This is a genomic window from Streptomyces aculeolatus (assembly GCF_020400605.1).
Taxonomy (GTDB): domain Bacteria; phylum Actinomycetota; class Actinomycetes; order Streptomycetales; family Streptomycetaceae; genus Streptomyces; species Streptomyces aculeolatus.
The window spans coordinates 192,067-215,482 of record NZ_JAINRD010000002.1 but is presented as its reverse complement, the minus strand read 5'-3'; the positions used below and the strand labels follow the sequence as shown (position 1 = coordinate 215,482).

Genomic DNA, 23,416 nt, shown 5'->3' with positions numbered 1-23,416 from the left:
TGTGCCCCTTCCGGACAACGGGTGTTCATGACCGTGCTGCATCGAGCCGATCCCCGGGCTATTCGAAGTCGCAGCCCGGGTTGGGGGCGTCCTCCGACAGGGGGGCGCCGTGCGGGAGGACGTACAGCACGTCCAGGATGACGGGGGTGGTTCCGAGGTTGCGGCCGATGTGGACGTTCCGTGGACCGGCAGGTTCGGTGAGCGTGCTTCCCGCCTTGTAGACGCCGTCGGACTCGCACGTGGAGTCGAAGTGGCTGAGCGCCCCCTCCTCGACGAAGCCGTACAGGGTGCCGTCGTGGAAGTGCCAGCCGGTGCCCTGGCCGGCAGGGATGGTGATCCGGCGCAGGATGTAGTCCTTGCCGCCCACCGTCGTCTGCGCGATGGTCTCACCCGTCACGCCGGGGCCGCCCGGTGTCGCCCCGGCCGTGGCGACGCCCGCCAGTGCCGCCGTCGCCGCGACGACCGCGATCGTCCCGACACGCATGCCCTTGCCCATGCCGATGTCCCTCTCTGACCGTTCCTTGGAGTCAATGGACGGGTACACGTACTACTCCCATACGGCAACGCTGGGAGACCGTCCCGGGAAGTCCGGCGGCAGGCCGTCCGGGGCCACCTCTCCCGATATCAGGCCCGCGAGGTACTCGGTCAGGGTTCCGCTGAACTCGACCCAGTCGCCGTTACGGCCCGCCACGACGATCGTCCAGGCATCCGGCCCTGCCGGGTTCGTCCTCCAGTGGAACTCGTCTCCATCGATACTCCCGCCCCACGGAACGAGGCCGAAGGGCTGTGGGTACGGGACGTATCCATGCGACATACCGGCTTCGTACAGGCATTCGACGGGGTAGAGCGCGCTGCGCCTGCCACGGGCGAAACATGCCTCTTCACCTGGGTCCGGTGACGCTATACCCACATATTCGTCAATCTCTATCGAACCGTAAAAAGCTGCAAGCTCCTTGTAGTCCTCGGGGAAGTCGGTGCCGAACTCCCGTGCAACTGCTGCCCAGTCGATGTCCCGTGGACGCGGTTCCCGAATCTCGAGCATGTCCGGGAGCACACGTTCGAGGTTCTCCAGAGTCATCTCGCCTCCAGCCGACAAGGCCACCCATTCTGCCGACACCACCGGTCGTCGGACCAGTCACTTCCACAGGAGCACGGCCCTCAACCGCCCGCGGGGTCCCCGGAGTGGCCCGCGCCCGGGAGGAAGCGGCCCGTTCGGGCGGTCGGGGGGCGGCGGGTGTCGTGGATTCGGTGGCCGCGGAGGTACGTCGCCGTGACGCGGCCCGTCATGCGGCGGCCGTGGAAGGGGGTCCAGCCGGCCTTGGAGAGGACGTCGTCGTTCGTGAGGGTCCAGCGCTCGTCGGGGTCCACGAGCACCAGGTCGGCGTCGGAGCCGGCCGCCAGGGCGCCCTTCGCGGGCCAGAGGCCGTACGTCCTGGCGGGGGTCTCGGCGTAGAGGCGGGCGATGTCCTCGTACGCCAGCTCGCCGCGCGCCGCGGCGTCGAGGAGCACCGTCATGGTGCTGTCCAGTCCCGGGAGACCGAAGTGCACGTCCCAGATGTTCCCGGACCGCTTCTGCTCGGCGGTCGCCGGGGCGTGGTCGGAGGAGACGTGGGTCAGGCCGCCGTCGCGCAGCAGGCGCCACAGCGCCGCCTCGTCGGCGTCATGGCGCGCGCGGGCCGGCGGGGTGAACTTGCGGAACACCCCGTGCCGGAGCACCTCGTGCTCCCGCAGCAGCAGGTACTGCGGGCAGGTCTCCGCGGCGATCGCCGCGCCGCGCGCCCGCTCCGCCGCCAGGTACTCGGCCACTTCGGGGTGGCTGACATGGGCCACCGCGGCGCGCGCGCCCGCGCGCCGTACCAGCAGGGCGGCGACGGCGGCGGCAACCACCTCGGCGTCCCGGCTACGCCATTCCGGCAGCAGCCCGCCGTCCGTGCGCCCGGCCGCGCGCAGCACCTCCTCCGCGGCCTCCGTCAGCGACTCGTCCTCGCAGTGCAGGAGGCTGACCGCGCCCGCCGCCGCGGTGGCGCGCAGGTGCGCGAGGAGGTCGGCGGCGCTGTGCCCGGGGATGCCGTGGGTGGTGCAGGTGAAGACCTTGAAGAAGGCGGCGCCGGCCCGCCACAGTCCGGCGACGGCGGCGGTGTCGCCGGGCCAGGCGTGTGCGGCCAGGGCGAAGTCCACGTACGCCCGGCCGTCGAGGTGCCGTACCTTCTCGCGCAGGTCCTCCGGCGTGCGCACCGGCCGGCCGTGGGAGTGCTCGATGATCGTCGTGACCCCTGCCGCGGCGGCGGCCCGGGTGCCGTGGGGGAAGTCCTCCCGCTCGGTGTCGGCGGGGTCCATGAGGTGGACGTGGGTGTCGACGCCGCCGGGCAGGACGAGCAGTCCGCCGGCGTCGGCCGTCTCCCGCGCGGTGTCCCCCCGGGGCGGGCCGAGGGCCGCGATCAGGCCGTCCTTGACGGCGATGTCGGTGCGGTGCCGCCCGGTGGGCGTCACGACCGTACCGCCTGTGATCAGCAGGTCGAAGTCGGGCACCTGTCTCTACCTCCGTAGTCGGGTCGGGTCGGGTCGGGTCGGGTCGGGGGGCGGGGGCGGGCGGGCCAGAGGGCCGGGAAGGTCAGACGCGGTGGTGGGCCACGGCTTCGTCGTCGAGCACGATGCCGAAGCCCGGCCGGTCCCCGAGGACGAGGCAGCCGTCCTCGAACGCCGGCGGCTCCGCGACGACCGGCTGCCACCACGGCTGGTACTCCTGCCAGACGGCGTTGGGCGCGGCGCAGGCCAGGTGGGCCGAGTGCTCCATGAAGAGGTGCGGTGTGACGGCCACGTCGAAGCCCTCGCAGATGCGGGCGGCCTTCATCCACTCCGTGACCCCGCCCATGCGCATGAGGTCCGGCATGAGGTAGTCGGCCGCCCGGCGCCGGGCCAGGGTGAGCAGTTCGTCCTTGAAGTAGTTCGACTCGCCGGTGCACAGCGGGACGCGCATGGTCGCGGCGGCGTGGGCGTAGTCGTCGACGCGGGTGTGCGGCATGGGCTCCTCCAGCCAGTACGGGTCGTACTCCTCGAAGCGCTCGGCCATGCGCAGGGTCTCCTTGAGGTCCCACGCCTGGTTGGCGTCGATCATCACCTTGACGCCGGGGCCGACCGCCTCCCGTACGGCCGCCACCCGCGCCTCGTCCTCGTCGGGGTCGGGCAGCCCCGCGCGCATCTTGACCGCGCGGAACCCGGCCTCGGCCAGCCCGTGCGCCTCGTCCACCAGTTCCTCGCGGGAGCGGTCGAGCCACAGGCCCTGGCTGGCGTACGTCTCCACGCGGTCGCGGTGCCCGCCGAGGAGCTTGTACACCGGCAGTCCCGCGGCCTTGCCGAGGATGTCCCAGCAGGCGGTGTCGATCGCCGACACGGCGAGCGCCGCCAGGCCGCGGCGGCCGACGAAGCCGACGGCGCCGGTCATCCGCGCCCACAGCGCCTCCGGCATGGCGGCGTCCGCGCCCTGGGCGAGTTCGGCGAGGTCGTCGACGAGTTGCAGCAGCGCGGCGACCCGGCCGCGGCCGAAGGCGAAGCTCCAGGCGACGCCCTCGTGTCCGGCGCGGGTACGGACGCGGACGAGCGCGGTGTCGATGGCGGGTATCGGGAACGCCGCGGTGACCAGCGGCCTCGGCAGGGGGATGGTCAGGAAGTCGGTCTCGACGGCGACGATTTCGGTACCTGTGCCCATGGGAGCTCCCGGTGTCCGTGGTCGGTGGATGGGGTGGCGGTGGAGTGGGGGTGCGCCGGAGTGGCGGTGCGGTGGAGTGCGGTGTGCTCGGGCGGGCTTGGGCGGCGGCGGGCGCCGCCGAGGGGAGCCGGCCGCGCCCACCGCCCGTACGCGGCACCCGGTCAGGCGCGGTGCCGCCGGGCCGAGCGCGTCAGCAGCCGCCGTACGAACGCGGCCGCCCCGCTCAGCGCGGCGCGCAGCGACGCCGCCAGGATCCGCAGCACGGAACCGCCGGCGAGGCCCAGCACCTGCACGGTGTCCGGTGCGCCCTGCCGCGCCGCGGCGGCCGGCGCGGCGCCCGCGGCCCGTACCGGCGGGGCGGCGGTGGCCGCGGCGGGGTTCGTCGCGGGGGTCCGCGGGGGGCCGGATCCCGCGGGCGCCGCCCCTCCGCCCGCGGCGGCAGCCGCCGCCGGCGTGGGCAGGGGCGCCTCCGGCCCGTCGGAGTCCTCCGCCGCGTTCCGCCCGGCCGGGAGCGGGTGCGCCGACGCCCCCTGCTCCCGCTGCAGTTGATCCGCCAGTGCCGCGGCGAACTGCCCGATGATCCGGCCGGCGACGTCGGCCATGAGGTTCCGGCCGAGCTGGGCGGGGCGTCCGGTCACGTCGAGTTCGGTGAGCACGTCGACGCCCGTCCGTGCGCCGGCTCCTTCTCCCGTTCCCCCGCCGGTGCCGCCGCCCGCCCCCTCCTCGGCCAGGGTCATGGTGACGGTCGCGGCGGCGGTTCCGTTGCCGCGGCTGTCCCTGCCCTTGGCCCGGAGCACCGCCGTGTGCGTGGCCTCGTCCCTGTGGACGATCTCGGCCGTTCCCTTGTAGGTGAGCCCGACCGGGCCCACCTTCACCTTGACCCGCCCGGTGAACGAGTCACCGTCGACCGAGTCCAGGGACGCCCCCGGCATGCAGGGGGCGATGCGCTCGGCGTCGAGAAGCACCTTCCATGCCTCGTCGGCGGCGATGGGGACGCTGAAGTGGTGCTGCATCTGCATGGTTTCCTCCTCGGTGCCACGGCCCGGACGGTCCCCGCCGACGGGAGCAGGCGAACGGCCGGGTTCCTCAGGCGTGCCGCGCGGGGCCGCGGACGGGGCTGGTCGCCTCCAGCCAGCGGTAGGTGAGCAGGACGTTCAACTCGTGGTTGGAGCGCATCAGCCGGGCGAACCGCTCGGGCTCGCCGGGCTCGGGCTCCGCGACGACCGTCGTGAGGTCGAGCGGGTCGGCCAGCGGCAGGTCGGCCATGGTCGCCTGGAGGTCCATGCCGGCGAGCCGCCGCTCGGCGACGTCGAGGCCGATCCTCTCGACGTACCCGAGCATGTACGTGAGGGCCGCGTCGGCGTCGGTGAGCGGACCGTGCCCGGGCACGAGGGTCTCGGGGGCCAGGGTCGCCCTGAGCGACCGCAGGGAGCGGGCGTAGCCGACGGGGTCGCCGGCCAGCAGCATCGGCGGGATGCCCGGGTGGCGCAGGAAGTTGCCGACCCAGGCGACCTTGGCGTCGGGTACGTGGACGATCGTGTCGCCGGAGCCGTTGCCGGGGCCGAAGTGCCAGAGCTGTACCTCGCGTCCGCCCAGGTCGAGTTCGCAGTAGCGGTCGAAGACGAGGTCCGGCGTGCGCCAGCGGGTCACGCCCGCGAAGCCCGGATCGCCGTACATGCTCTCCGAGCGGTACTCCTTCTCCTCCTCCAGGTCGGTCATCGACGCCTTGTTCAGCCGGGAGGAGATGACGGTGACGTCGTCGCCGAACGCCGCGTTGCCGAAGGTGTGGTCGCCGTGGAAGGTCGTGTTGGCCAGGTAGAGCACCGGCCGGTCGGTGAGGGTGGCGACGACCTCCTGGATGTACCGGCCCACGTCAGGGGTGATCCCGGAGTCGATCACCAGGGCCGCCCGGTCGCCTACGACGAGGCCGTTGTTGTCCTTCGGCAGCTTGTTCGCCATCAGCCCGTAGACGCCCTCGGCGAGTTCGTGCGGGATGAGCCGCAGGCCCTTCGGACTGAGGTTCGGGGCCATGAACCCCTGCTGCCGCTCGCTCATCTCGGGGATCACCGGAAGGGGCCAGCACACCATGCGTGTGTCCTTTCGCTCTCGCCTGGCTTACAGTATCAATATAGGTATCGCCATACATAAAAACCAGCCCCACCGGTGCCACGGGCAGCGGGCCGGGGAGGATGAGGAGGCGCGCAGATGAACGCGGAACCCGTACGGGTGCACGTCCTGACCCTCGGCGGCACGATCGCCATGACGGCAAGGGACGCGGGTCAGGGCGTCGTCCCCGCCCTCGACGCGGCGGACCTGCTCGCCTCGCTGCCCGCGGCGCCGGCCGGGGTCCACCTCTCCCACGGCGACTTCCGGCGGCTGCCCGGCGCCCACCTCACGCTGCCCGACGTGGTGGACCTGCGCGCGGAGATCGACCGGTCGGCCGCCCGCGGCTGCGACGGCGTCGTCGTCACCCAGGGAACGGACACCCTGGAGGAGACGGCCTTCGCCCTCGACCTGCTCGGCGGCGGCGACACCCCCGTCGTGGTCACCGGCGCCCTGCGCCACCCCGGCCGGCCGGGCACCGACGGGCCGGCGAACCTGCTCGACGCCGTCCGCGTCGCAGCGAGCGAAGCGGCCGTCGGCACCGGCGTCACCGTGGTGTTCAACGGCGAGGTGCACAGCGCCCGTTACGTACAGAAGCGGCACACCGAGCGCCCCTCCGCCTTCGCCTCCCCCGGCCTCGGACCGCTGGGCTGGGTCACCGAGGACCGCGTCCGCATCCCGCTGCGCCCCGCGCGGGTGCCGCCCCTGCCGCTGCCCGCGCCCGCGGGACCCGCCCCGGTCGCCCTCGTCACCGCCGTACTCGGCGACGACGTCCGGCTGCTGCCGCACCTGCCGGACCTCGGCTACGAAGGCGCGGTGCTGGCCGGCTTCGGGGCCGGGCACCTGCCGAACCGGACCGTCGCCGACGCCGAGGCGCTGGCCGCCCGGATCCCCGTCGTCCTCGCGTCCCGCACCGGCGCGGGCGAGCTGTACCGGAACACCTACGACTTCCCCGGCTCCGAGCGCGACCTCCTCGCCCGCGGCCTCATCGGGGCCGGCGCGGTCTCCCCCCTGAAGGCCCGGGTGCTGCTGTCCCTCGCCCTGGGCGCCGGGCTGTCGCGCGAGGCCGTGGCCGCGGCCTGCGACGCCCTGTCCGCCTGACCCACCGAACCGCCCGGCGGTCCGCCGCACCCCCGGAAGCACCAGGAGGCAGACGATGAACGAGACCGGCAGCCGGCAGGACCCCTGGCTCCCGCCCCTCGACCCGGTAACGGTCGAACTCGACGTGAACGACAGCCTCGTCACCTGCACCGTGGAACCGCGCCGCACCCTTGCCGACGCCCTGCGCGGCGCCGGTCTGACGGGCACCCGCCTGGGCTGCGAGCACGGCGTCTGCGGCGCGTGCACCGTGCTGCTCGACGGCAGGCCCGTACGGGCCTGCCTCGTCCTGGCCGTACAGGCGCGGGGAAGCCGCATCCGGACGGTCGAAGGGCTGTCCGGGGAGCGCGAAGAGCCGACGGGGCCCGGGGAGTACGAGGGGAACGGGGAGAACGGGGAGCCCGGCGGTGGCGCGCGGCTGTCCGACGTCCAGCGGGCTTTCCGCGACGGCGGCGCCCTTCAATGCGGCTTCTGCACCCCCGGCTTCCTCATGCTCGCCCAAGGACTGCTCGCCGACGAACCGGACGCCTCCGCGGAGCGGGTGACCGACGTCCTGTCCTCGAACATCTGCCGCTGCACCGGCGGCGTCCCCATCGTGTCGGCCGTACGGGCCGTCCAGCGCGCGCGGAAGGAGGCCGGATCGTGAAGCCGCCGCCGTTCGCGTACGCCCGCGCCGCCGGTGTGCCGGAGGCGCTCGCCCTCCTGCGCGACGCCGGGGAGGACGCGAAGATCCTGGCCGGCGGCCAGAGCCTGGTGCCGCTCATGGCGTACCGGCTGGCCCGGCCCAGCCACCTCGTCGACATCGGCCGCATCACCACCCACCGGTACGTCCGCGGGGACGGCGGCGGTCTGCGCGTCGGCGCCCTGGTCCGGCACCTGGAGCTGGAACGCGCCACCGGGCTCACCGGCCCCTGGCAGGCGCTCCGCGAGGCCGCGGGGCGCATCGGCCACCATCCCGTCCGGGTACGCGGCACGTGCGGCGGCAGCCTCGCCCACGCCGACCCCTCCGCCGAACTCCCCGTCGTCGCCGCGGCCCTGGACGCGTCCGTGACCCTCCAGTCCGCGGACGGCACCAGGACCGTCCCCGCCGCGGACTTCTTCCTCGCCCCGTTCATCACCGCGCTCGAACCCGACGAGATGCTGGTGGAGGTCGCCTTTCCGGCCCCGCCGCCCGGGCTGCGCAGCGTGTTCGAGGAGTTCCAGGTGCACAGCGGCGACTTCGCCCTGGCCTCCGCGGCCGTCGCGGTGGCGCTCGACGGCGACGGGGTGGCCACGCACGTGCGCGTCGCCCTCGGCAGCGTCGGGCCCGTGCCCGTACGCGCCCGGGAGGCGGAGGAGGCGCTGACCGGCGGGCGGCTGACCGAGCGGGCGGCCGCCGAGGCGGCCCGGCTGGCCGCGTCCGCGGCCGGAGCCGCGGCCGGCTCCTCTGCCGCCTCCGGCGAAGTCCCCGGGGGCGGCGCGGACTTCCGCCGCGAACTCGTCCGGACCCTCGTCACCCGCGCCCTCGACCGGCTGAAGGAGAAGTCGTGAACCACCGCACCCCGTCCGTCGGCACCTCGACACCGCGGCGCGGCGTCGACGACCTGCTGACCGGCCGCGCCCGCTACGCCGCCGACCTCGACCGCCCGGGGCAGGTCCACGTCCGCGTGGTGCGCAGCCCGCTCGCCCACGGCCGTATCGCCGCGCTGGACACCGCCGAGGCGCTGGCCCTGCCCGGCGTGCTGGCCGTCTACACCGCCGACGACCTGCCGGACGTCCGCATCCCCGTCCGGCTGCCGTTCGCCGAGACCGCCGAGACGCCCCCGCTGCTCCAGCCGCCGCTGGCGCGTGGCACCGTCCGCTACGTCGGCGAGCCCGTCGCCCTCGTCGTCGCCGAGGACCCGTACACCGCGGAGGACGCGGCCGAACTGGTCGACGTGGACATCGACGACCTCGACGTGGCCGCCACCATGGCCGCCGCCACCGCAGAAGGCGCCCCGCGGCTGCACGAGTCGAGCCCGGACAACACCGTCAGCACCGTGTCCCTGCGGCACGGCGACGTCGAGGCCGCGTTCTCCCGCGCCGACGTCGTGGTCCGCGAGCGGCTGACGATGCACCGCCACACCGCGGTCCCCATGGAGACCCGCGGCCTGCTCGCCGAGTACGAGCCGGCCACCGGCCTGCTCACCCTGTGGGGCGGCGCCAAGGTCAAGCACTTCACCCGGCAGGCCCTCGGCGCCATGCTCGGCCTCGGTCCCGAGCGCGTACGGGTCGTGGAGGTGCACGTCGGCGGCGGCTTCGGGGTACGGGGCGAGCCGTACCCGGAGGACTTCCTGGTGCCCTTCGCCGCCATGCGGCTGGGCCGGCCGGTGAAGTGGACCGAGGACCGCGCCGAGCACTTCGTGGCGACCAACCACGCGCGCGAGCAGGAGCACGAGTGGGAGATCGCCGCCACGTCCGACGGCCGGCTGCTCGCCTTCCGCGACCGCGCCTGGTGCGACCAGGGCGCGTACGTGCGCTCCCAGGGCATCCTCCCCGGGCTGCTGCCCGCCCTGCACGCCGCGGGCCCGTACCGCTGGGAGGCGTTCGCGGTCGACTCCACCGGCGTGCTGACCAACCGCACCCCGACCGGGACGTACCGCGGCCCCGGCATGACGGAGGCGACCTTCGCCCGCGAGCGCGCACTCGACCTGCTCGCCGCGGAGCTGGGCCTCGACCCGGCGGAGCTGCGGCGGCGCAACCTGATCCCCGCCGCGGCCATGCCGTTCGCGTTCGACGCGCCGGAGCAGCCGCACGTGCCGCCCGTACGCTACGAGAGCGGCGACTTCCCCGCGTCGTTCGAGACCCTCCTCGACGCCGCCGGCTACGAGGCGCTCACCCGCGAGCGGCAGCGGCTGCGGCGAAGCGGGCGGCTGGCCGGCGTCGGCCTCGCGCCGTACGTGGAGATCGGCGCCGTCGGGCCGTTCGAGGAGGCGTTCGTCGAGGCCGCCGACGACGGCACGTTCACCGTGCGGACGGGCGTCTCCTCCCTCGGGCAGGGGGTGGAGACCGTCCTGGCCCAGATCGCCGCCGACGCCCTGTCCGTGCCCTTCGAGGACGTGACCGTCGACTTCTCCGACACCACCGCCGTCCCCATGGGCTTCGGCGCGTTCGCCAGCCGGTCGACGCTGCTGGCGGGCAACGCCATCGCGCTGGCCGCCCGGGACCTCCTCGCCAAGGCGGCGGCCGAGGTGGGCGGCGACCCCGGCGAAGTGCGCTTCGACCGGGGCACGGTCCGCGGGCCCGGCGGCGCGACCGCCCCGGCCGGGAGGCTGCCGGCGGGGCACGGCCGGTTCGACAAGCCGCACCCCGGCTTCTCCTTCGGCGCCGCACTCTCGCTCGTCACCGTCGACGCCGCGACCGGTGCGGTCCGGGTGCTCCGGCACGCCGTCCTGCACGACGTCGGGCGCGCGGTCAACCCGGAGCTGGTGCGCGGCCAGCTCGCCGGGGCGGCCTCCCAGGGCATCGGCGGCGCGCTGCTGGAGGAGCTGGTCTACGACGAGCAGGGGCAGCCGCTCTCCACGTCGTTCGGCGACTACCTGATGCCCACCGCGGCGGACCTGCCGGAGATCGACGTGTTCGTCGTCGAGTACCCGACGCCCACCAACCCCCTGGGCCTCAAGGGCGCCGGCGAGTCCGGCATGGTGGGCACGCCCGCGGCCGTCGCGAACGCCGTCGCCGACGCCCTCGGCGCGGCGGCGCGGCCGGTGACGCGGCTGCCGCTCACCCCGGGCAACGTGCGGGAGCTGCTGCGCGGAACGCCGTCACCGCAGGCCACTACAGTTCACCCGTGACCACCGCCGCCTGATCCGACCACCCTCCGTACGCCGACCCGAGGTCCACCGTGTCCCTTCGCCACGCGCTGCTCGCCGTGCTGACCGCAGAGCCGATGACCGGCTACAACCTGATCCGGTACTTCGACGGCACCGTCGCGTACATGTGGCAGGCACCGCACAGCCAGATCTATCCGGAGCTGCGCCGGATGGAGCAGGACGAGCTGGTCGAGGTCGAGGTGGTGCCGCGCGGCAAGCGGGCCGAGAAGCGCGTTTACTCGCTCACCGGCAAGGGGCTCGCCGAGCTGCGCGCCTGGCTCGAAGAGCCCACCCTCTACCCGCCCGAGCGCGACCCCTCCCGGGTCCGCGCGGCCCACTTCGAGTTCTCCTCCTACGCCGCCGCCCGCGCCCAGCTACGGGCCCACCGCGCCCACTACGCCGCGGCGCTGGCCACCTGGGAAGGGATGGTCGACGACCTCGAAGCCCGCCGCGTCCCGCTGCTGGACTCCCGCCTCCGGCAGCGCCCGCGGGCGGAGCACGAGGCGATCGTCGAGTTCAAGCGGTTCGCGTTCCGCGGTGAGTCGGCCAAGGCGCGCGCCGAGATCGACTGGGCGGAGGAGGGCCTCGCGCTCCTCGACCGCCTGGAGGGCGAGGGAGTGCCGTTCTGGGGCGAAGGCTGATCCGTCCGCCCCGCGAAAACGCCGGAGGGGAAAGGGAATTCGCGACCGGGTGCTGAATTCCGCCCGCGCCGCGACCGGTTGCGCTTACGATGCGTACGAAAGTTGCCGGTGGAGGTGTACGGGCGCCTGGTGGCCCCCTCGGTCTTCAAAACCGTAGTGAGCGAGTATCTCGGTCAGGCGGGTTCGATTCCCGTCCACCTCCGCCATTCTCACCCCCCTGACCTGCGAACTCCGGCCCTGCGCCATCCCGTTGGGAACATCGCGGGAACATGACCATGAAAAACGGGCGTACTCTCCCGATCCATGGCGAGCATCGTGCCCCGCCCCAAGAAGGACGGGATCACCTACCAGATCAAATGGCGCCAGGACGGCGCGTGGCAGTCCGAGAACTTCGGCGACGAGGACCAGGCGCGCGAGTTCAAGGGCATCGTCGAGGCCCACGGCAACCGCTGGCCGCCCGGCTGGGTCCGCGGCAAGGGCTTCGTCGACGAGGAACAGCGCCCCGGCGACATGCCGTTCGAGACGTGGGCGCACCGCGTAGTCGACCGCCTCACCGGGATCGACGAGCGGACCCGGGGCGACTACCGCCGCGACATCGTCAACCACTTCTCCGCCCTGCAGCATGTCGAGCCGTCCGGCCGGGTCGCGCCGGCGACGATCTGCAACATCACGGCCGACGACGTACAGGACTGGATCCGCGCGCAGGAGACCGGCGAGCGCGACCCGGACAACCCGGCGCGGTGGCTGCGCCGTCCGGCCGGGCCGAAGTCGATCGCGAACCGGCACGGGCTGCTCAGCTCCATCGTGCAGGCCGCCGTCGACGCCGAGCCGCCGCTGCGGACGAAGAACTGCTGCAAGAAGGTGCGCCTCCCGCGTATCGACGACCACACGGTGGAGGAGATGACGTTCCTAGAGCCGGAGGAGTACGCCCGCATCCGCGCCGAGATCACCTTTGATGACGCCCGCGACCTCACGGACTGGCTCGTCGGGACGGGCATGCGGTGGGGTGAGGCGACCGCGCTCCAGGTCCGCGATGTCGACCTCAAGCGCGGCACCGTGTCCGTGCAGCGGGCGTGGAAGCGCAAAGCGCCGGGCGAGGCGGGCGCGGCGTACTGGCTGGGCCCGCCGAAGACGAGGAGGGCCCGCCGCGTGGTGGCACTCACGGCGGAGCAACTCGCGATGGTCCGCCGCCGGGTGGCGGGGAAGCCACCGGAAGGGCTGATCTTTGAGACGCCGAGGGGGAAGGCCTGGCGCCATACGAATTTCTGGCGGCGGCGGTGGCTGCCGGCGGTGGAGGAGGCGATCGCGAAGGGGCTCCCGAAGCGTCCGCGGATTCATGATCTGCGGCATACGCATGTGGCGTGGCTGATTGCCGCGGGGGTGCCGCTGCCTGCGATCCAGGCCCGGTTGGGGCACGAGAGCATCACGACCACTGTGGACCGGTACGGGCATCTGGTGCGGAGCCTGTCCGATGACATCACGGCGGCGGTGGAGAACGCGATGTCGCCGCCGGCCGCGGGCGGGAACGTCGTGCCGCTGCCGACCGCGTCACAGGAGGCATAGGCCGAGCCGCAGGATCGGGTGCAGGTCGATGTCGAGGCACAGGAGGCCGCCGGGGGTGTCCTCGTCGGGCGGGTCGACCGGCGGTGTGGTGCCGCCGGTTGTCGGGTCCCCGGTACTGCCGCCGTCACCGCCGCCCGTTCCGCCGGTACTGCTGTCGCCGCCGGTCGTTCCGCCGCTGCTGGTCCCGGGCGGGCTGGTCCCGTCCGGCGGCGGGCTGCTGCTGGCGGGCGGGGAGGTGCGGGACACGGGCTCGGGCGGCGGCGCGGTGGTGGGGCTCGGGAGTGGGAAGCCGCGGCGGCCGGCGACGGCCGCGCGCCCAGACGGCGAGCTGGATGGCGTACGGTCCGGGCCCACGCTGGGCGGCGTGCTCTCTCCCGGTCCCGGCGGGGCGGGTGCGGTCGGGGCGGCGGTGATGGTCGGCGCGTCGGCGCGGTGGGCGCCGTCGCCGCCGGGGGCGACGTAGACGGCTATGGCGACGGCCGCGGCGGTGGCGATGGTCCCCGCGGCGGCCCACGGGTGTGCGCGGGCCGGTGCCCAGAGGTGGGTGCGGAGCCAGGCGCCGGCGGCCAGCAGTAACGCGATCGGCACGGCGAGCGGCGGAGGCGGCACTGCGCGGAAACGTTTCCGCCGCTCCTCGGGCGGCTCGTCGTCATCACCGCCGCCGTCGAGCGCGGCGAGTTTCCGCCTGAGTAGGTCGCGGCCCATGGCGATGGCGAGGTCGTTCACCGCGCGTAGCCGCTCTTCGCGCTCCCGCTGGAGTTGACGTTGCGTGTCGATGATGCGTCTACGCATGGCCCAGAGCCCTGCGTAAGCGCCGATGATGAGAACGGCGATTGCCCCCAGGACCGCCGCGACTACGAGGTCGTACACGTGCTGCTCCCCCATGACGCATGGTGCGGCGTGTGCGTGTGCGACTACCCCGCGTGTGTGGGGTAGATGAGCAAATATGCACCCGCAGGCGGGATTTGGCCATCCCCGTGCAACCGCTTAAATGTGGTTAACAACTACCTCTAGGCGCGCCGGCGCTCTTCAGGGGCGCGCGGTGCCTTGCGCCCGCCCCGCTCCCGCTCCTCAAGTTCTTGGCGGAGAAACTCCACCTGCTGCTCCCGGGTGAGCGTTTCCAGGGCCGCGTCGAGGATGCGTAGGCGGGGGTCATCGGCTTCGAGGACGCCGCGCTGCGAGCGCGATGCGTCGGCGAGTAGTTGGCGGAGTTCGCCGGCGGCGTCGGGGCGGTCGTCTTCTTCGAGTTCCTCGGGGGTGACGTCTGCGACGAGGGCCATACGGGCGACGGTCTCGGCGGGGGCGTCGCGTACGGGGATGGGGTTGCCGCTCACCATCTGGTAGCCGCTGGTGATCTGGCGCCAGCGGGCGTCGCTGATGCCGGCGAGTTCGGCGGCTCGTCGGGCGGAGAGCTTGGTGCGCTTCAGGGCGGCGGTGATCCGCTGGCCCTCCGGTGGGGGAGAGGGTCGCGTAGTCATGTGCACAGCTTCGCATAACTACGCGCAACTTGACCAGAGCGACCCATGGCCAAGCGGCTGGAACGCGTGTTATGCGCCAGCCTACGCATCAGGATGAGTAGTACGCGCGTAGTCCTTGAACTACGCGCAACTACGCGTTACAGTCTGTGTATGGCAGAAGCTCCACGACCCAAGCGGACGCGCCGGCGGATCAAGCGCCCGCTCAACCACGAACCGTCTGCCGTCACCTACGCCCGCGAGAAGGCCGGACTCAGGAAGTACGAACTGGCCGCGCTCGTCGGCATCTCTCCGCAGCTCATGGGCGAGATCGAATCCGGGTGGCGGAACTGCACCCCCGACAACCTCGCCAAGATGGCCGAGGCCCTGAACTGCCCCCTGGTCGTCCTGGAAGCCAAGCGCCAGGCCGACCCCGCCCCGACCGCGCCCGAGCCGGTCACGTCCGCACCTACGCAGGTAGCCGGAGATGCAGCATGAGCGCGGCGTCGCACGCGACTCCAGCCCGTGCGCGTACTTCGCACCAGCCTGCCGCAGCCGGGGACGCGAGCCTGCACGCTCAGGTCGCCGTCCTTGCACAGGCTGTGACGGGGCTGTTGACCGAGGTCGCCGAGCTGCGGGAGACGCCGCAGCGGCGGCGCCTCTACGACTACGACGAGGCTGCCGCCGAACTTCGGGTGCACCCGAAGTGGCTGAAGAACCGCATCAAGACCCTCCCGCACACCAAGGCCGGGCGGCTCGTGCTCTTCACCGATGACGACCTCGACCGGATCCTCGCGCTCCTGCATGTGGAGCCGGAGTCCGCGCCGACGGTCCGTGTGCCCGGCGGTTCGTCGCCGTCGCGCCTGACTCCGCTGCCTGGTCGGCGTACCGGCTGAGCAGCAAGACGGGGCCGTCCCGGATGTGCGTCCGGGGGTCGGCCCCTACGGCTCCACCCCACTCAACAGCAGAAAGCGAGGCTCACCGATGAGCACTCAGAGTACAGCGCACAACCCCGACCCTGTGATGGACGACTTCAGCGAGGCGTACGACGCGCTGTCGGCGCTCCGCGACGCCTTCCCGGGCCTGCCTGTTCCCTTCGTCATGATCCACACTGCCTTGCCGGTCGTACTGGACATGCAGACGCGGACGGCCGGGGGCTTCGAGCAGTGGCGTACGGCCCTGAAGATCCCCGTCGCCGCGGTGGAGTTGCACGACTACGCGGGTGCGCAGTGGCTCGAAGCGCCGGGCGCGTTCAACGGGGTGACGGTGCGCCTGGCCGGTCACGGGATTGAGGCGGACACGAAGTCGCCGCGTACGGCGGGTGTGGTCCCGCTGGGGCAGGCGTTCTTCGAGGCCGCGGGCCGGGACGCTGCGGCGGGTGCCGCCGAGGCTGCCGGGTCGGTGGCGCCGTGACTGACAACGGGTTGCAGGCGCACGCGCGGTCGCTGTTGTGGCAGGCGTGGACGGAGAGCGCGGAGGAGATCGCGTCGGCTGCGGTTGAGGTGTTGGCCGGGCGCGGGATGTTGGTGGAGGAGGGTGGCGCCGCCGAGCTGGAGAAGCTGCGGGCACAGCGCCGGTTCCTGCTGGAGCAGGTCCGCCGGAAGGACGCCGCGTCGGGTGAGGGCAACCGCGCCCTGGCGGATTTCCTCGCCGAGCACGACGCGCAGACGGACGGGGCGGACTTCCCGCTTCGTGGCGGCCACGACAACCCGTGTGCCTACGCCGCGGGCATCGGTCCCACCTGCACCTGCTCGAAGCGGGACGGCGGTGAGGCTGAGGCGCCCCGTACCGAGCGGTCGCGGTGGCAGGCCATCGCTGACGCGCTCAACGCGGTCGACGCCATCGGCATCGACCTCGACGGCACCCTCACCGACCACCGTACGTGGTCCGTGGTCTGGGATCGGGCTGCGGAGCGGTGGGTGGTCGCCGGATACGACGACGACACCGCCGCCGACGAGGGCGATGTGGCGTTGGGCAGCGACGCCCCGCAGGCGGGCCACGAGTACGGGGTCCGGTACGGCGACGCCATCGAGCACGTCGACCAGCGCCGCGACCGGGCCGACGCCGAGCAGGCGCTGACCCGCTGGCGGGACATGCGGAGTGACGCGGTTCTGGTGCAGCGCACGGTCCGGTACGGGCCGTGGCGCACCGTCAAGGGCGACGCGCAGACGGGCGGTGCCTGATGGACGCCGTCTGTGTGGACCTGTTCGCCTCCGCGCACGGCGTGGTCGGCGTCTGGTCCTACGACCTGATCGACGTGGAGGAAGCCGCCTCCGAAGCCGCTGGGAACGCCCGGCTGCTTCAGGGCCTGATGCGCGACGACGAGATGCCTGCGGATGCGCGGCGGGAGATGACCGCGGGCTGGGCGTGCCTGGTCCGTGATGTGGCCGCCGCGAACAAGGTCCTTGCCTCCCGGCCTGGTGGGTCGCTGGTGCGGCTGTTCGGGGGTGAGGGCTGATGTTCCAGCGCCGCAACCTGCCCGCGGCCCCGGCCGCCGAGCACGAGCACACCACCGACACCCCCACCCTGCCGGAGGACTTCTTCCAGCCCGGCACCGAGTACCGCCTCAACCGCGACTACGAGGCGACCGTCCTCACGCACTTCCGCTGCGAGGCAGTCGAGTGGGACGCCGACACCGGCGGCTGGATCGCGTGCGGCCAGTGGGCGCAGGGCGCCCTCGACCCGCGGGTGACGCACCGGCTCAACGAGTACGAGTGGTCGCGGGGCTGGGTGGCGGTTCGTCGCCTCGTTCCGCCGACTCCTGCGGACATCGCTCGGGGGCTGTCGTGAACGGCCCGCGGCGCGCCATCGCCGCACTCGACGTCCCGACCGCCGACCTTGAGGCGCAGATCGAGGAGATGCGGCGCCGGCTGCCGCTGGACGACCCGGACCGGCATGCGCTGGACCCGGTCGACTCCTGGTTCGCCGCTGACGCCGCGGCCCACCCCGAGCACGTCGAAGGGGGTGGCGAGCAGTGAGGTCCAAGCGTGCAGCGGAGACCGTCTCCCGCAACGTCCGCCGCCTGCGGCACGCCCGCGGATGGCGGCAGGAGGACGCCGGGCAGCGCCTCGGCTCGTTCCTTGGCGAGCCCTGGTCGAAGGCGAATTGGTCCGCAGCGGAGCAGGTGGGCAAGCCGCGTCAGAAGCCGTGGACTGCTGTCGAACTGGTCGCGATGGCCGCGCTGTTCGGTGTGCCGGTGGGCGAACTCCTCACCGCACCGTCGTGCCGGGCGTGTTCCGGCGCGCCGCCCTTGGGCTTCACGTGCAACGTCTGTGGAGTGCGCGCGGAGGGCGGTGAGGGCCGTGGGTGACCGCACCGAATGCGACGAGATCCAGGCCGCCGCGTACACCGCCCGGCACGTGGGCCAGCACCTCATGCGCACCGGCGGCACCGTGCCCATGACCGACTCCCTGCTGCTGTCGATCGCACTGCTCCTCAACGACTGCGCCCTCGCCCACGCCCCGTACCGGGACGACGACGGATGGCACTGCGAGTGGGACGACGACGAGTGGCCGTGCAGCGACGTGAAGCGCGCGCACAAGATCGCGCAGTTCATCAACGGCGCGTGGCCGTCGCCTGCCGAGCGGGCGCCGGAGGTCACCATCGTGCGGCTTGCCGAGGGGGGTGGGCGCTCGTGATGACCGCCTTCCTGGTCCTCGCCGTCTGGTTCGCCGCTTCGCTGCTCGCTGCCGCTGGATACGTCGCGCTGCGCCGCGCGGCCCGCCGACCCCACGACCACCAGAACCCCGGGGGAACCCGATGAGCGACTACACCGAGAGCGCCGAGCGGTTCGCCCGCGACACCGCCGGCCACCAGATGACCGTGCTCCACGACGACGGCCTGTACCGACACCTGCGGTTCGCCGACCGCTCGCACGGCTTCTACTGGTTCGACCTCGTGACGTGGCCCGGCAGCCTCGTCGTCCGAGGCGACATCGACGGCTACATGTTCACCCGCCTGCCGGACATGTTCGAGTTCTTCCGCGGACGCCGTATCAACCCGGGCTACTGGTCCGAGAAGACCGAGGGCGGACGCGACAGCACCAAGGAGTACTCCGAGGACAGGTTCAAGCAGGTCGTCAAGGAGTGCGTCGCCGACGACATCCGCAACGGCACCGCCCCCCGGGGCGTCAGCCGCGCCGTCCGCGACGACATCCTGAGCCGCTTCGACCTCCACTACGAGGACACGGCGCGCGAGGCCCTGAACGACTTCGAGTTCGCGGGCTACGGCTTCGAGGACACGTGGGAGCTGGACTTCCGCGATTGGAACTGGCCGTTCCTGTGGGCCTGCCACGCGATCGTGTGGGGCATCCGCCGGTACGACAAGGTGCGCGGCTACGGCCTGCAGCGCCTCGCCGCCGGGGGTGGGTCGTGACCATCGTCGTCGCCACCCTGGCGTTCACCCTCGGCGTCCTCGCGCTCGCCTCCGTCGCGTTCGGCTGGTGGCTCGGACGCACCCCGCCGCCCACCGGACGGCACCGCGCGGCACGCACCACACCGCGCCCGGCCGCCGCCCCGGCATGGGCCGACCGCGGCCCCGAGCCCCGCGCCACGTGGACAGACACACGGCCCGTCGACGACTCCGAGACCACCCAGTCCATCCCCATGGCGCTGCTCCTCACCGACGACACCACCCCGCTGCGCACCCTGCCGGAGGTGCAGCGATGAGCAAGCCACCCCCGCGCAGCCCGTACAGGTCCTTCACCCGGCACGCCGACGTCGCCCGCCGACTCCGCCGCACACCCGGCGAATGGCAGCACGTCAGCACCCACCGATCCCGCGCGGTCGCGCAGACCACGGCCCGCCGTATCGCCACCGGCGACCGCCTGCCCGCCTACCTGCCCGCAGGCCACTTCGAGGCGCGGACGGCGCGCCTCGACGACGGCGGGACCGCCGTCCAGGCGCGCTACGTCGGGGAGGCACTGTGACGACCACCGTGCAGGCCGGCCGCCGCATCACCCCCACCGGCCGGCTCATCCTCCCCGCCGCCGACATCGACGGCGACCGCGACCTCTGGCTCCGCGCACGCCGCCAGGGCCTCGGCTCCTCCGACATCGCCGCGATCCTCGGCATCAGCCGCTACGGCAACGCCCTCTCCGTCTACCACGACAAGACCGGCGGCCTGCCCATAGACGGCGACGACTCCGAACCCGCCCTCTGGGGACGCCTCAACGAGGAAACCGTCGCCCGCGAGTGGGCACGCCGCAACCGGTCCGTGATCCAGAAGGTGGGGCTGATCGCCAACACCGAACGGCCGTGGCAGATGTGCACCCTTGACCGCCGCGTCCTCGAATGCCCCCTCGCTGACGGCCGCGAGAAGTGCGCGGTAGAGATCAAGTGCCGCGACAAGATGAAGGCGTCCCAGTTCCGCGCCGGCGTCGCCGACGACGTGCTCGTGCAGACCCTCTGGCAGGCCGACACCTGCGGATACGACCACATCCACGCCGCAGTACTCCTCGGAGGCAACGACTTCCGGCAGTACGTGATCCGCGTCGCCGACCACCAACAGCTTGTCGACGACCTGCGCGCGGCCGGAGAGCGGGCGTGGCAGCAGATCACCGACCGCCAGCCGCCGACGCTCGCCGCCGACGCTGACCCCGAGGTGCTGCTCGACCTGTACGAGCAGCTCTACCCCGACCGCGCTGGCGCCGTGGACCTGTCCCGCGACTACGAGGCGCAGGACGCGGTGGCCGACTACCTCGACGCGCACAACGACGAGACCGAAGCCGCGGGCCGGAAGAAGGCCGCGAAGGCGCGGATCCTCGGCGCCCTCGGCGACGCCGAAGCCGGGACCGTCCTCGACCGCCCGTACGTGTCCCTCGACGAACAGGCCCGCCGCCACTGCGACTTCACGCGCCTCGCCGAGCAGTGGCCGGACGCCTACTCCGACTGCGTCGAGGACCGGGTGTCGCGCCGCTTGACCATTCCCCGCTCGATCCGTGAGGAGCACAACGCATGAGCACGCTCACCGAGCGCGCCGCGGCCGCCGCCGGCCGCACCGACATCGAGACGCAGGCCCCGGCCGCCGAGCCCGTCGAGCCGTTCGTCCCTGCGCCGGACCCGATGGCTGACTACGAGCCCGGCAACGACGACCCCGAGATGATCCCCGTCCACGTGGCGTGGCTCCGCGTCCGCCGCGAGGTCCGCGCCATCGCCAAGAGCGAGCAGTACAACGGCGGCGGCACCCGCTTCAACTTCCGCGGTGTCGACACCGTGGTCAACACCTTCGGTCCCGTGACCTTGAAGCACGGGATCAACATCTTCCCCGTCGACGTGGACGCAGAGCACCGCGACACCACCACGTCCAAGGGCAACAAGATGCGCGAGTGCACCGTGACCGTCTCGTGGATGGTCATGGGCCCGAAGGGCGACACGCTGCCCGTGCTGCTGAAGACGCGGGGCGAGGCGCTCGACTCCGCGGACAAGGGCACGGCGAAAGCGCAGTCTGTCGCGCTGCGGGTGCTGCTGCTGACCGGCGGTCTGACGCCGACGCACGACAAGGACCCCGACGCCTCGCACGTCGAGCGTGGTGAGGCGCCGCTCCGGCCGCTGACCGGTTACCGCGACGAGGCGCTCGACCCCGGCACCAGCAAGGCGCGCATGTCGCAGATGGTGTACGAGCTGCGGCAGCAGCAGCGCGCGAACCAGAAGGTGCAGAACGAGACCGGCGACGACGAGGGCATTGTCGCGCTGATCATGCGGGTCGGTACCGAGCGCGGGTTCGGCGGTGGCGCCTGATGTCCTGGCACACCGGCCCCATGACCGGATTTGATCTTGAGTCGACCGGTGTCGACCCCGAGACCGACCGCATCGTCACCGCCTGCGTCGTCACCTGCGGCCTCGCGCCCGGCACCGACTCCCGCACCTGGCTCGCCGACCCCGACGTCGACATCCCCGCCGAATCCACGGCCGTGCACGGCATCACCACCGAGAAGGTCCGCACGGAAGGGCGGCCGGCCGCCGAGGTCGTCGCCGAGCTGGTGCAGGCGCTCGCCGAGGCCGTCGAGGTCGGCCAGCCCATCGTCATCATGAACGCCGCGTTCGACCTGACGATGCTGGACCGCGAGGCCCGGCGCCACGGCGTGAAGCCGCTGACGGATGTCGTCGGCGACCGGCTCAACGTCATCGACCCCCGCGTCCTCGACAAGCACGTCGACCAGTACCGGCGCGGGGGCCGCACCCTCACCGACCTGTGCGCCCACTACCGCGTGCGGCTCGACGACGCCCACTCGGCGGACGCCGACGCGCTCGCCGCGTGCCGGGTCGCCTGGCGGATAGCCCGGGGCTACACGGAGATCGGCACGGCGGCGCTCGCGACGCTGCATCTTGCGCAGGTTCGATGGGCGCGGGAGCAGGCCGAAGGGCTCCGTGACTACTTCGCCCGTACGCCCGGCAAGGAGTCGTGGGCCGCCGGCGTGCGTACGGACTGGCCGCTGATCCCCTTCGAGGCGGTGGGCGCCGATGCGTAGCCGCCGGCTCCTCGAGGAGGCCCGCGCCGCCGAACGCAAGGCTGTCGACCTGCGCATCAAGGCTGAGAAGGACGCCACGACCTTCTCCAACGCCTGCGCCCGCCTCGCCGAGCAGCACACCCACCTGCGGGAGGTGGTCGCGGGGCTCATCGTCGCCGCGCGCACCCCCGCGAACGCCGGCGCGTCGGCCGCCCAGATGGCCGACACGCTCGCGGACACGCTGCGCGCCGAGGGCTTCGACCTGCGGTTGGAGTTCGCGGAGATCGACCGTCGCCGCGCCGCCCGTACCCCCGTTCCCGCTGCTGCCGCGGATGGTCCCCGTGTGGCCCGTGGCAGCAGCGCACCCGCCCCGCCGAGCCCGGGAGCCACGCCGTGATCACCGTGTACGCCTCCAAGGGAGGCACCCGCTTCCACACCGACCTGCATTGCAAGGCGTTCCACTCGGCACACGACCTGTGGCGGTTCGACCCGGAGCAGTGGGTCCCCGGCATGCCGCAGATCATGCTCTCCGACGGCCACCCGCTGCGCGAGACCACCATGACCGCCGCGTTCGGCGAGGGCCAGGAGCCCTGCGCCGTGTGCATGCCCGGCTCCCGCGCCGCCCTCTACCGCCTCAACGCCGAGAACGACTACGGGCACGAGCCGGTCGAGATCGGCAGCGCGCCCCCCAACTTCGGCGTCGTCTGCGCCCGCTGCCGCACCGATGTTCGGCCGATCGGCCGTATCGCCGCTTACCGCCTGTACGTCCCGTGGCCGTGCGCCTCCGCGGTCGTCCTCGGGCTCGCGCTGCGAGAGGAGACGACGCCATGACCGAAGACCAGCTCATCGCCATCGCCATCGGCTTCCTCTTCCTCCTCCTCGCAGGGGCGCGCGCGGTCCTGAGGGCCGTACGACGCCGCCGCGAACGAGCCCGCGAGGACGCACAGTTCGCCCTCTCACACGCCGAACTGAACGGCGTGCTCGTCGAACGGGCCGCCAAGGAAGCCATCGGCGAAGGGCTCGTCAAGCTCCTCAACGCCCTCGGCGAGCCGCCGCAGGACACCCGCGGGGAGGACCGGTGACCGCCCTTCACGACGCCCGCTCCCGCGGCTGGACCCCCCGCACCTACACCATCGCCCTGCCCTCCGGCCTCAGCCTCATCAACATCAACTACCGGCGTGCACACGTCGCATGGCGCGCAAAGAAGATCCGCACCGCCGCAGCAGAAGCCTGCTACGCCGACGCCACCATGCGCTGGGCGCTCATCGCCGCCGACCCCAACCCACTCCTCGACCGCGTCCACGTCCTCGGTGTCCTCCACCCCACCAACGACCTCAACCCCTACGACCCGATCAACTGGGCGCACTCGTTCAAGGCCGCGACCGACGGGCTAGTAGATGCCGGGGTCGTCGCCGACGACAACCACCTGCACGTCCTCGGCCCCGACATGCGACTCGGGCCCGTCGTTGACGGCGGCCAGCTTGTGCTGCACCTGCGGGAGCTGGCGCCCGGCGAAGACCCCCTCGGCTACGAGGCGGTGACCCTGCCGTGACCGCCCCCGCCACCACGCCGAC

The 23,416-nt window shown here is 72.8% G+C and carries 34 protein-coding genes and 1 tRNA gene; 27 read left to right on the top strand and 8 right to left on the bottom strand.

The genetic code is table 11. The annotated features are described in order from the left end of the window. Positions 1–58: 58 nt before the first annotated feature. From LG396_RS05400 to LG396_RS05375, 6 genes are all read right to left on the bottom strand, one after another. Positions 59–496: a cupin domain-containing protein gene (locus tag LG396_RS05400; RefSeq protein WP_225794009.1), complete on the bottom strand. Its 438-nt coding sequence runs from the start codon at positions 494–496 to the stop codon at positions 59–61. Positions 497–547: 51 nt separating this feature from the next. Further along, positions 548–1,078, bottom strand: a complete 531-nt coding sequence (locus LG396_RS05395; RefSeq protein WP_225793834.1) for an SMI1/KNR4 family protein — start codon at positions 1,076–1,078, stop codon at positions 548–550. 80 nt (positions 1,079–1,158) lie between these two features. Then, the gene (locus LG396_RS05390; RefSeq protein WP_225793833.1) at positions 1,159–2,529 is read right to left on the bottom strand and encodes a dihydroorotase; all 1,371 of its coding nucleotides are present in this window, start codon (positions 2,527–2,529) and stop codon (positions 1,159–1,161) included. An 82-nt stretch (positions 2,530–2,611) separates the two neighbouring features. Next, positions 2,612–3,706, bottom strand: coding sequence for a mandelate racemase/muconate lactonizing enzyme family protein (locus tag LG396_RS05385; protein WP_225793832.1), 1,095 nt, complete (start codon positions 3,704–3,706; stop codon positions 2,612–2,614). A 161-nt stretch (positions 3,707–3,867) separates the two neighbouring features. After that, a complete protein-coding gene (locus LG396_RS05380; protein ID WP_225793831.1) occupies positions 3,868–4,725 on the bottom strand; it encodes an SRPBCC family protein in 858 nt (285 codons plus the stop codon). A gap of 67 nt (positions 4,726–4,792) precedes the next feature. After that, entirely contained in the window at positions 4,793–5,794 is a 1,002-nt protein-coding gene (locus tag LG396_RS05375; protein WP_100301089.1) for an MBL fold metallo-hydrolase, read from the bottom strand. A 117-nt stretch (positions 5,795–5,911) separates the two neighbouring features. Between LG396_RS05375 and LG396_RS05370 the strand changes: the two genes are divergently transcribed. The 7 genes from LG396_RS05370 to LG396_RS05340 all read left to right on the top strand — a co-directional run bounded on the left by LG396_RS05370 (position 5,912) and on the right by LG396_RS05340 (position 12,941). Beyond that, positions 5,912–6,910, top strand: a complete 999-nt coding sequence (locus tag LG396_RS05370) for an asparaginase (protein ID WP_225793830.1) — start codon at positions 5,912–5,914, stop codon at positions 6,908–6,910. 55 nt (positions 6,911–6,965) lie between these two features. Continuing rightward, entirely contained in the window at positions 6,966–7,553 is a 588-nt protein-coding gene (locus tag LG396_RS05365) for a (2Fe-2S)-binding protein (RefSeq protein WP_225793829.1), read from the top strand. After that, positions 7,550–8,437 carry an FAD binding domain-containing protein gene (locus LG396_RS05360; RefSeq protein ID WP_225793828.1) on the top strand — a complete coding sequence of 296 codons (888 nt, stop codon included), beginning with the start codon at positions 7,550–7,552 and terminating at the stop codon, positions 8,435–8,437. Before LG396_RS05365 ends, LG396_RS05360 begins: the two co-directional genes overlap by 4 nt. Beyond that, entirely contained in the window at positions 8,434–10,719 is a 2,286-nt protein-coding gene (locus tag LG396_RS05355; RefSeq protein WP_225793827.1) for a xanthine dehydrogenase family protein molybdopterin-binding subunit, read from the top strand. Before LG396_RS05360 ends, LG396_RS05355 begins: the two co-directional genes overlap by 4 nt. Positions 10,720–10,769: 50 nt before the next feature. Next, complete coding sequence (locus LG396_RS05350) at positions 10,770–11,378, top strand: PadR family transcriptional regulator (RefSeq protein ID WP_225793826.1); 609 nt, start codon at positions 10,770–10,772, stop codon at positions 11,376–11,378. 110 nt (positions 11,379–11,488) lie between these two features. Next, positions 11,489–11,584, top strand: a tRNA-Sec gene (locus LG396_RS05345). Positions 11,585–11,681: 97 nt separating this feature from the next. After that, positions 11,682–12,941 carry a tyrosine-type recombinase/integrase gene (locus LG396_RS05340; protein ID WP_225793825.1) on the top strand — a complete coding sequence of 420 codons (1,260 nt, stop codon included), beginning with the start codon at positions 11,682–11,684 and terminating at the stop codon, positions 12,939–12,941. Here LG396_RS05340 and LG396_RS05335 read toward each other — a convergent pair. Then, positions 12,927–13,733: a hypothetical protein gene (locus LG396_RS05335; protein ID WP_225793824.1), complete on the bottom strand. Its 807-nt coding sequence runs from the start codon at positions 13,731–13,733 to the stop codon at positions 12,927–12,929. The two genes, LG396_RS05340 and LG396_RS05335, sit on opposite strands and share 15 nt — an antisense overlap. A 218-nt stretch (positions 13,734–13,951) precedes the next feature. Continuing rightward, positions 13,952–14,419, bottom strand: coding sequence for a hypothetical protein (locus tag LG396_RS05330; RefSeq protein ID WP_225793823.1), 468 nt, complete (start codon positions 14,417–14,419; stop codon positions 13,952–13,954). Between the two features lie 150 nt (positions 14,420–14,569). On the opposite strand from LG396_RS05330, the gene LG396_RS05325 reads away from it, so the two are divergent. The 20 genes from LG396_RS05325 to LG396_RS05235 all read left to right on the top strand — a co-directional run bounded on the left by LG396_RS05325 (position 14,570) and on the right by LG396_RS05235 (position 23,394). Beyond that, positions 14,570–14,893 carry a helix-turn-helix domain-containing protein gene (locus tag LG396_RS05325; RefSeq protein ID WP_225793822.1) on the top strand — a complete coding sequence of 108 codons (324 nt, stop codon included), beginning with the start codon at positions 14,570–14,572 and terminating at the stop codon, positions 14,891–14,893. 104 nt (positions 14,894–14,997) lie between these two features. After that, positions 14,998–15,291, top strand: coding sequence for a helix-turn-helix domain-containing protein (locus LG396_RS05320; RefSeq protein ID WP_225793821.1), 294 nt, complete (start codon positions 14,998–15,000; stop codon positions 15,289–15,291). A gap of 88 nt (positions 15,292–15,379) precedes the next feature. After that, positions 15,380–15,808: a hypothetical protein gene (locus LG396_RS05315; RefSeq protein WP_225793820.1), complete on the top strand. Its 429-nt coding sequence runs from the start codon at positions 15,380–15,382 to the stop codon at positions 15,806–15,808. Further along, entirely contained in the window at positions 15,805–16,578 is a 774-nt protein-coding gene (locus LG396_RS05310) for a hypothetical protein (RefSeq protein WP_225793819.1), read from the top strand. The genes LG396_RS05315 and LG396_RS05310 overlap by 4 nt, the downstream gene beginning before the upstream one ends. After that, positions 16,578–16,853, top strand: a complete 276-nt coding sequence (locus LG396_RS05305; RefSeq protein ID WP_225793818.1) for a hypothetical protein — start codon at positions 16,578–16,580, stop codon at positions 16,851–16,853. Before LG396_RS05310 ends, LG396_RS05305 begins: the two co-directional genes overlap by 1 nt. Next, positions 16,853–17,185, top strand: a complete 333-nt coding sequence (locus tag LG396_RS05300; RefSeq protein ID WP_225793817.1) for a hypothetical protein — start codon at positions 16,853–16,855, stop codon at positions 17,183–17,185. Before LG396_RS05305 ends, LG396_RS05300 begins: the two co-directional genes overlap by 1 nt. Continuing rightward, a complete protein-coding gene (locus LG396_RS05295) occupies positions 17,182–17,373 on the top strand; it encodes a hypothetical protein (RefSeq protein ID WP_225793816.1) in 192 nt (63 codons plus the stop codon). The genes LG396_RS05300 and LG396_RS05295 overlap by 4 nt, the downstream gene beginning before the upstream one ends. Continuing rightward, the gene (locus tag LG396_RS05290; RefSeq protein WP_225793815.1) at positions 17,370–17,705 is read left to right on the top strand and encodes a helix-turn-helix domain-containing protein; all 336 of its coding nucleotides are present in this window, start codon (positions 17,370–17,372) and stop codon (positions 17,703–17,705) included. Before LG396_RS05295 ends, LG396_RS05290 begins: the two co-directional genes overlap by 4 nt. After that, positions 17,698–18,033, top strand: a complete 336-nt coding sequence (locus LG396_RS05285; protein WP_225793814.1) for a hypothetical protein — start codon at positions 17,698–17,700, stop codon at positions 18,031–18,033. Before LG396_RS05290 ends, LG396_RS05285 begins: the two co-directional genes overlap by 8 nt. Next, entirely contained in the window at positions 18,033–18,158 is a 126-nt protein-coding gene (locus LG396_RS39140; RefSeq protein ID WP_263978726.1) for a hypothetical protein, read from the top strand. Before LG396_RS05285 ends, LG396_RS39140 begins: the two co-directional genes overlap by 1 nt. Continuing rightward, positions 18,155–18,769, top strand: a complete 615-nt coding sequence (locus LG396_RS05280; protein WP_225793813.1) for a hypothetical protein — start codon at positions 18,155–18,157, stop codon at positions 18,767–18,769. The genes LG396_RS39140 and LG396_RS05280 overlap by 4 nt, the downstream gene beginning before the upstream one ends. Continuing rightward, entirely contained in the window at positions 18,766–19,062 is a 297-nt protein-coding gene (locus LG396_RS05275; RefSeq protein ID WP_225793812.1) for a hypothetical protein, read from the top strand. Before LG396_RS05280 ends, LG396_RS05275 begins: the two co-directional genes overlap by 4 nt. Beyond that, positions 19,059–19,322: a hypothetical protein gene (locus LG396_RS05270; protein ID WP_225793811.1), complete on the top strand. Its 264-nt coding sequence runs from the start codon at positions 19,059–19,061 to the stop codon at positions 19,320–19,322. The genes LG396_RS05275 and LG396_RS05270 overlap by 4 nt, the downstream gene beginning before the upstream one ends. Then, complete coding sequence (locus tag LG396_RS05265; protein WP_225793810.1) at positions 19,319–20,353, top strand: YqaJ viral recombinase family nuclease; 1,035 nt, start codon at positions 19,319–19,321, stop codon at positions 20,351–20,353. Before LG396_RS05270 ends, LG396_RS05265 begins: the two co-directional genes overlap by 4 nt. After that, positions 20,350–21,132 (top strand): ERF family protein, encoded by a 783-nt coding sequence (locus tag LG396_RS05260; protein ID WP_225793809.1) that lies wholly within the window; start codon positions 20,350–20,352, stop codon positions 21,130–21,132. The genes LG396_RS05265 and LG396_RS05260 overlap by 4 nt, the downstream gene beginning before the upstream one ends. Next, positions 21,132–21,863: an exonuclease domain-containing protein gene (locus LG396_RS05255; RefSeq protein WP_225793808.1), complete on the top strand. Its 732-nt coding sequence runs from the start codon at positions 21,132–21,134 to the stop codon at positions 21,861–21,863. The genes LG396_RS05260 and LG396_RS05255 overlap by 1 nt, the downstream gene beginning before the upstream one ends. Then, the gene (locus tag LG396_RS05250; protein WP_225793807.1) at positions 21,856–22,239 is read left to right on the top strand and encodes a hypothetical protein; all 384 of its coding nucleotides are present in this window, start codon (positions 21,856–21,858) and stop codon (positions 22,237–22,239) included. The genes LG396_RS05255 and LG396_RS05250 overlap by 8 nt, the downstream gene beginning before the upstream one ends. Next, the gene (locus LG396_RS05245) at positions 22,236–22,673 is read left to right on the top strand and encodes a hypothetical protein (RefSeq protein WP_225793806.1); all 438 of its coding nucleotides are present in this window, start codon (positions 22,236–22,238) and stop codon (positions 22,671–22,673) included. The genes LG396_RS05250 and LG396_RS05245 overlap by 4 nt, the downstream gene beginning before the upstream one ends. Next, entirely contained in the window at positions 22,670–22,924 is a 255-nt protein-coding gene (locus LG396_RS05240; protein WP_225793805.1) for a hypothetical protein, read from the top strand. The genes LG396_RS05245 and LG396_RS05240 overlap by 4 nt, the downstream gene beginning before the upstream one ends. After that, entirely contained in the window at positions 22,921–23,394 is a 474-nt protein-coding gene (locus tag LG396_RS05235) for a hypothetical protein (RefSeq protein WP_225793804.1), read from the top strand. Before LG396_RS05240 ends, LG396_RS05235 begins: the two co-directional genes overlap by 4 nt. The last annotated feature ends 22 nt before the right edge of the window (positions 23,395–23,416 follow it).

Excerpts from the sequence above, each read along its gene's own strand:
- LG396_RS05400 (WP_225794009.1), bottom strand. The coding sequence starts at position 496 with ATGGGCAAGGGCATGCGTGTCGGGACGATCGCGGTCGTCGCGGCGACG.
- LG396_RS05395 (WP_225793834.1), bottom strand. The coding sequence starts at position 1,078 with ATGACTCTGGAGAACCTCGAACGTGTGCTCCCGGACATGCTCGAGATT.
- LG396_RS05385 (WP_225793832.1), bottom strand. The coding sequence starts at position 3,706 with ATGGGCACAGGTACCGAAATCGTCGCCGTCGAGACCGACTTCCTGACC.
- LG396_RS05380 (WP_225793831.1), bottom strand. The coding sequence starts at position 4,725 with ATGCAGATGCAGCACCACTTCAGCGTCCCCATCGCCGCCGACGAGGCA.
- LG396_RS05375 (WP_100301089.1), bottom strand. The coding sequence starts at position 5,794 with ATGGTGTGCTGGCCCCTTCCGGTGATCCCCGAGATGAGCGAGCGGCAG.
- LG396_RS05370 (WP_225793830.1), top strand. The coding sequence starts at position 5,912 with ATGAACGCGGAACCCGTACGGGTGCACGTCCTGACCCTCGGCGGCACG.
- LG396_RS05365 (WP_225793829.1), top strand. The coding sequence starts at position 6,966 with ATGAACGAGACCGGCAGCCGGCAGGACCCCTGGCTCCCGCCCCTCGAC.
- LG396_RS05340 (WP_225793825.1), top strand. The coding sequence starts at position 11,682 with ATGGCGAGCATCGTGCCCCGCCCCAAGAAGGACGGGATCACCTACCAG.
- LG396_RS05335 (WP_225793824.1), bottom strand. The coding sequence starts at position 13,733 with ATGCGTAGACGCATCATCGACACGCAACGTCAACTCCAGCGGGAGCGC.
- LG396_RS05330 (WP_225793823.1), bottom strand. The coding sequence starts at position 14,419 with ATGACTACGCGACCCTCTCCCCCACCGGAGGGCCAGCGGATCACCGCC.
- LG396_RS05325 (WP_225793822.1), top strand. The coding sequence starts at position 14,570 with ATGGCAGAAGCTCCACGACCCAAGCGGACGCGCCGGCGGATCAAGCGC.
- LG396_RS05315 (WP_225793820.1), top strand. The coding sequence starts at position 15,380 with ATGAGCACTCAGAGTACAGCGCACAACCCCGACCCTGTGATGGACGAC.
- LG396_RS05305 (WP_225793818.1), top strand. The coding sequence starts at position 16,578 with ATGGACGCCGTCTGTGTGGACCTGTTCGCCTCCGCGCACGGCGTGGTC.
- LG396_RS05300 (WP_225793817.1), top strand. The coding sequence starts at position 16,853 with ATGTTCCAGCGCCGCAACCTGCCCGCGGCCCCGGCCGCCGAGCACGAG.
- LG396_RS39140 (WP_263978726.1), top strand. The coding sequence starts at position 18,033 with ATGACCGCCTTCCTGGTCCTCGCCGTCTGGTTCGCCGCTTCGCTGCTC.
- LG396_RS05280 (WP_225793813.1), top strand. The coding sequence starts at position 18,155 with ATGAGCGACTACACCGAGAGCGCCGAGCGGTTCGCCCGCGACACCGCC.
- LG396_RS05270 (WP_225793811.1), top strand. The coding sequence starts at position 19,059 with ATGAGCAAGCCACCCCCGCGCAGCCCGTACAGGTCCTTCACCCGGCAC.
- LG396_RS05260 (WP_225793809.1), top strand. The coding sequence starts at position 20,350 with ATGAGCACGCTCACCGAGCGCGCCGCGGCCGCCGCCGGCCGCACCGAC.
- LG396_RS05255 (WP_225793808.1), top strand. The coding sequence starts at position 21,132 with ATGTCCTGGCACACCGGCCCCATGACCGGATTTGATCTTGAGTCGACC.
- LG396_RS05250 (WP_225793807.1), top strand. The coding sequence starts at position 21,856 with ATGCGTAGCCGCCGGCTCCTCGAGGAGGCCCGCGCCGCCGAACGCAAG.
- LG396_RS05240 (WP_225793805.1), top strand. The coding sequence starts at position 22,670 with ATGACCGAAGACCAGCTCATCGCCATCGCCATCGGCTTCCTCTTCCTC.